Source organism: Nocardia brasiliensis IFM 10847 (assembly GCF_000710915.1).
Classification (GTDB): domain Bacteria; phylum Actinomycetota; class Actinomycetes; order Mycobacteriales; family Mycobacteriaceae; genus Nocardia; species Nocardia brasiliensis_A.
In genome coordinates, this window is sequence record NZ_BAUA01000141.1 from 1 (window position 1) to 641 (window position 641).

1 protein-coding gene is annotated in these 641 nt (G+C 66.9%); it reads left to right on the forward strand.

The features are described 5' to 3' along the window. Positions 1-152 precede the first annotated feature (152 nt). Positions 153-641 (forward strand): TetR/AcrR family transcriptional regulator (locus NBRGI_RS27190; RefSeq protein WP_036561075.1); only part of this gene is annotated, 489 nt, incomplete at its 3' end.

Genomic DNA, 641 nt, shown 5'->3' on the forward strand with positions numbered 1-641 from the left:
TGCCGGGCGGTGCGGACGCGGCCGCGAGGGGTTCCAGGATTTCGGTCATGTCCAGCCCTTGTTGTAATTGACTGATAACTACAGAGTTGGAGAGTATGCATCGGCTGATAACATGTCAACACCGGGGGGCGAGAGAACGGAGTTCGAGCGTGATGGCGAGTTCGACCAGGGTCCGGATGACCGCCACGGAACGCGGCGAGCAGGTGTTGCGCGCGGCCGTCTCGGCCTTCGCCGAAGGCGGCTACGCGGCCACCAAGACCGACGAAATCGCCAGGCGCGCAGGCGTTTCCCAGCCGTACGTGATCCGGCTCTTCGGCACCAAGCAGCAGTTGTTCATCAGCGCGCTGCATCGGGTGTGCGACCGGATCGAGGAGGTGTTCCGCGAGGCACGCTCGGCAGCCGACCCCGACGCCGCTCCGGCCGAGGCACTGCACGCCCTCGGCCACGGGTTCGCGGTTTTCCTGGCCGACCGGGAGCTGCTCCAGCTCTTCCTGCACGGGTTCACGGCGAGTTCGGAGCCCGCCATCGGCGGCGAGGTGCGGGCCCGGTTCGGCGGCATCTACGAACTGGTGCGCGAACTCACCGGCGCGGATGTCACCGAGGCGCGGGAATTCATGGCGACGGGGATGCTGCTCACCGTG